The sequence below is a fragment of the Cupriavidus basilensis genome, assembly GCF_029335485.1.
GTDB lineage: Bacteria > Pseudomonadota > Gammaproteobacteria > Burkholderiales > Burkholderiaceae > Cupriavidus > Cupriavidus basilensis_E.
Genome location: NZ_JARJLM010000523.1, coordinates 1 through 3,950 on the forward strand (window position 1 = coordinate 1; position 3,950 = coordinate 3,950).

At 64.9% G+C, this 3,950-nt stretch carries 4 protein-coding genes; 1 reads left to right on the forward strand and 3 read right to left on the reverse strand.

The features are described 5' to 3' along the window. Nucleotides 1-343: YidB family protein (locus P3W85_RS32210; RefSeq protein ID WP_276267741.1), on the forward strand; the 343-nt coding region annotated here is incomplete at its 5' end. A 94-nt stretch (nucleotides 344-437) separates the two neighbouring features. On the opposite strand, the gene P3W85_RS32215 is transcribed toward P3W85_RS32210, so the two are convergent. From P3W85_RS32215 to P3W85_RS32225, 3 genes are all read right to left on the reverse strand, one after another. Further along, entirely contained in the window at nucleotides 438-1,037 is a 600-nt protein-coding gene (locus tag P3W85_RS32215; protein WP_017225636.1) for a barstar family protein, read from the reverse strand. Beyond that, a complete protein-coding gene (locus tag P3W85_RS32220) occupies nucleotides 1,034-1,345 on the reverse strand; it encodes a ribonuclease (protein WP_276267743.1) in 312 nt (103 codons plus the stop codon). Before P3W85_RS32220 ends, P3W85_RS32215 begins: the two co-directional genes overlap by 4 nt. A 447-nt stretch (nucleotides 1,346-1,792) precedes the next feature. Next, nucleotides 1,793-3,950 (reverse strand): NADP-dependent malic enzyme (locus tag P3W85_RS32225; RefSeq protein WP_276267742.1); only part of this gene is annotated, 2,158 nt, incomplete at its 5' end.

Consider the following 3,950-nt stretch of genomic DNA (forward strand, 5'->3'; position numbering starts at 1 on the left):
GGATCTGGGCGGCTTGCTGGGCGGCCTGCTCGGCGGCCAGGGCCAGCAGGCTGCCGGCGGCGCATCCGCGCTGGGCGCGGCGGCAGGCGGCATCGGCGCCTTGCAGCAAGTGCTGGCCCAGGCCGGACTGGGCGACCAGATCAATTCGTGGATCGGTACGGGCGCCAACCAGCCCGTCTCGCCGAGCGCGCTGGCCGGCGCGCTGGGTGGTACCGGCGCACTGGAAAACCTGGCCAAATCGACCGGCCTGTCGCCGGACGACGTGGCCGCTCACCTCAGCGAAGGGCTGCCCGAACTGATCGACCGGCTGACGCCGCAAGGCCAGGTCCCGCCGGCGGCATAGGCCCGGGCCACACCGGCCAGGTCACACCCAAAACAAAAGGCCCGCTTGACTGCGGGCCTTTTGTTTTTCCTGTCCTTGCCGTGGGCGGTGCCGCTCAGGCGAAAGAGTAGAACACGCGGAACTGCACCTTGCGCTCGGCCCAGAATTCGGCTGCGTCACGGAACACGTCGAGCAACACCTCGCGCCCTTCCTTGTCGAATTTCTGGGCGATCGGCAGGCCCTCGAGCACGATCACGAAGCCGGGCTGCGCACCCGCCTTGTGGATCAGGTCGGTCAGGCAATCCGCCAGCGCATCGAAATTCTTCCCGAAATGCTTGGGAAAAAGGAAGTTGGTGGCGATGGTTTCCAGCACTTCCGCCTTGCTCTGGCAGTGCGCGCAGTTGGCGTACAGGAAATGCTGTCCCAGTTCGGCTGCCGCCTGGGCGAGTTCGGGCACGCGAAACGCGCGAATCGACTGGACGATGTTCGGACGCACCGTCTTGAACAGGTTCATGGCTCCCTCTTGGCTACCGTCGGTGCCGGCTGCGGGAACGGGTGCGGGCGGCGGTTGGTGCGAGAGCTCGTTGCGAGGCATCGTCAACACGTTGTCGTAAAGATTCCGGGCCTGGGTCTGGGCCCGCTGCCAGCCATCTCCGGCGCCGCGCTCTTCGCGGGCGGCAAGGGCGTCGCCCAATCCGAAAATGTCAGTCATCATTTGGCTATCCGTTTGAAACTGTTGTAGTGGTCGTCCGTGTAATAACAGTCGTTGGTGGCGCGTTGATCACCGCCGCATACGATCCGTCTCGCTCCCCTGTTTCGGCTGTTTGTCTTTACCGTGTATTCGCGGTAGTAGCCGCGCGACCTCTGCGGCAGGACACGCTCATAGTTGCCGAACCTCGAGCCATCCTTGGCGTAGGGAAACGGTCCACCCGCTTCGATACGTTCCAACGTCAACTGTGCCTCGTTGGGCAATTGCTGTACAGCGATGGTTCCCGTGCCGTCATCGATCGCCTGGCGCGCCATCACGGGCTGGGCCAGCGCGCAAGATACCGCCACGCCTGCCAGCACCCGGCTTGCCACTCGCGCCAGACCGGCGACTGAAATCCATTGCGATGCGCGCTGCGTCAAAGGAATTTGGGAACCCACGTTGCTTGTCTTGAATTAGGAGTGCCAGCCAAATGGACTTGGCGTCACCAGGATTGCGCGGTTGCCGCGCCACCCCGACTGCCCATTTTGCCTGCACCCCGGACGGCCTGCGCGAATACCGGTGGCATCGTTACGCGCATAACGAGCGCGCACTTCAAAGGCATAAGGTTACGCCCATGCTGTTAAATAATCAATCCCCGCCCTCCAGCAGAGTGGAAAAGCTCAATTGTTTCAACATGTTAATGAAATGTGTGTGCACACTGACCAAGGTACGCAGGCGCAAAAAAAGCCGGGCAAGCCCGGCTTTTCAAGACTGGCTGCGGCTTAGCGCTTGGCTGCCGCGTCCACCACCACCAGCGACGTCATATTGACGATGCGGCGCACCGTGGCCGACGGCGTCAGGATGTGGACCGGCGCCTTGACGCCCAGCAGGATCGGGCCGATCGCCACATTGTTGCCCGCCGCGACCTTGAGCAGGTTGTAGGCGATGTTGGCGGCGTCGATATTCGGGCACACCAGCAGGTTGGCCTCGCCCTTGAGCGCGCCATCCGGCACGAGCTGGTCGCGCAGCTTCGGGTCGAGCGCGCAATCGCCGTGCATCTCGCCATCCACCTCGAGTTCCGGCGCGCGTTCGCGCAGGATCGCCAGCGTTTCGCGCATCTTCTGCGCCGACGGCGCTTCCGACGAACCGAAGTTCGAGTGCGACACCAGCGCCACCTTGGGCTCGATGCCGAAGCGCTTGAGCTCTTCGGCGGCCATCAGGGTGATCTCGGCCAGCTGGCAGGCGGTCGGGTCCACGTTGACGTGGGTGTCGACCAGGAAGATCTGGCGGCCCGGCAGGACCAGCCCGTTCATCGCGGCGTAGACCTCGTTGGTGCCGCCCAGGATCTGGTCGATATAGCGCAGGTGCGCGGCGGTGTTGCTGACCGTGCCGCAGATCATGCCGTCGGCCTCGCCCTTCTTGACCAGCATGGCGCCGATCAGCGTGGTGCGGCGGCGCATTTCCAGCTTGGCGTACTGCTGGGTGACGCCCTGGCGGGCCATCATCTTGAAGTAGGCCTCGGAATAGTCGCGGAAACGCGCGTCGTGCTCCGGGTTGACCACGGTGAAGTCGATGCCGCCGCGCAGGCGCAGGCCAAAGCGTTCGATGCGGTGGGCGATCACGGCCGGCCGGCCGATCAGGATCGGGTTGGCCAGCTTCTCGTCGACGATCACCTGCACCGCGCGCAGCACGCGCTCTTCCTCGCCCTCGGCGAAGACGATGCGCTTCTTCTCCATGTCGACCTGGCGGGCGGCCGCGTAGATCGGCTTCATCAGCGTGCCGGAGTGGTACACGAACTGCTGCAGCTGCAGGCGGTACGCGTCCATGTCCTTGATCGGGCGCGCGGCCACGCCGGACTTCATGGCGGCCTCGGCCACCGCCGGCGCGATCTTGACGATCAGGCGCGGATCGAAGGGCTTGGGAATCAGGTACTCGGGACCGAAGGACAGGTCCTGGATGCCGTAGGCGGTGGCGACGATGTCGCTCTGCTCCTGGCGCGCCAGTTCGGCGATGGCATGCGCCGCCGCGACTTCCATCTCACGCGTGATGGTGGTGGCGCCCACGTCGAGCGCGCCGCGGAAGATGAAGGGAAAGCACAGGACGTTGTTGACCTGGTTCGGGTAGTCGGTGCGGCCGGTGGCGATCACCGCGTCGGGACGCACTTCCTTGACCAGTTCCGGCAGGATTTCCGGGTTGGGATTGGCCAGTGCCAGCACCAGCGGCTTGTCGGCCATGCGCTGGACCATGTCCTGCTTGAGCACGCCGGCGGCGGACAGGCCCAGGAAGATGTCGGCGCCGTCGATCACCTCGGCCAGCTTGCGCTTGTCGGTCTTCTGCGCGAAACGGGCCTTTTCCGGGTCCATCAGCTCGGTACGGCCTTCGTAGACCACGCCGGCCAGGTCCGTCACCCAGATGTTCTCGAGCTTCATGCCGAGGTCGAGCAGCAGGTCCAGGCAGGCCAGTGCCGCGGCGCCCGCGCCGGAAGCCACCAGCTTGACCTTGCCGATGTCCTTGCCCACCACGGTCAGGCCGTTGACCACGGCCGCGCCGACCACGATGGCGGTGCCATGCTGGTCATCGTGGAAGACGGGAATCTTCATGCGCTCGCGCAGCTTGCGCTCGACGTAGAAGCACTCGGGCGCCTTGATGTCTTCGAGGTTGATGCCGCCGAAGGTAGGCTCGAGCGCGGCAATGATCTCCACCAGCTTCTCGGGGTCCTTCTCATCGAGTTCGATGTCGAACACGTCGATGCCGGCGAACTTCTTGAACAGGCCCGCCTTGCCCTCCATCACCGGCTTGGAAGCCGCCGGGCCGATATCGCCCAGGCCCAGCACCGCGGTACCGTTGGTGATCACGCCAACCAGGTTGCCCCGCGCGGTGTAGCGGAAGGAATTGGCCGGATCGGCCACGATTTCCTCGCACGCGGCGGCCACGCCCGGC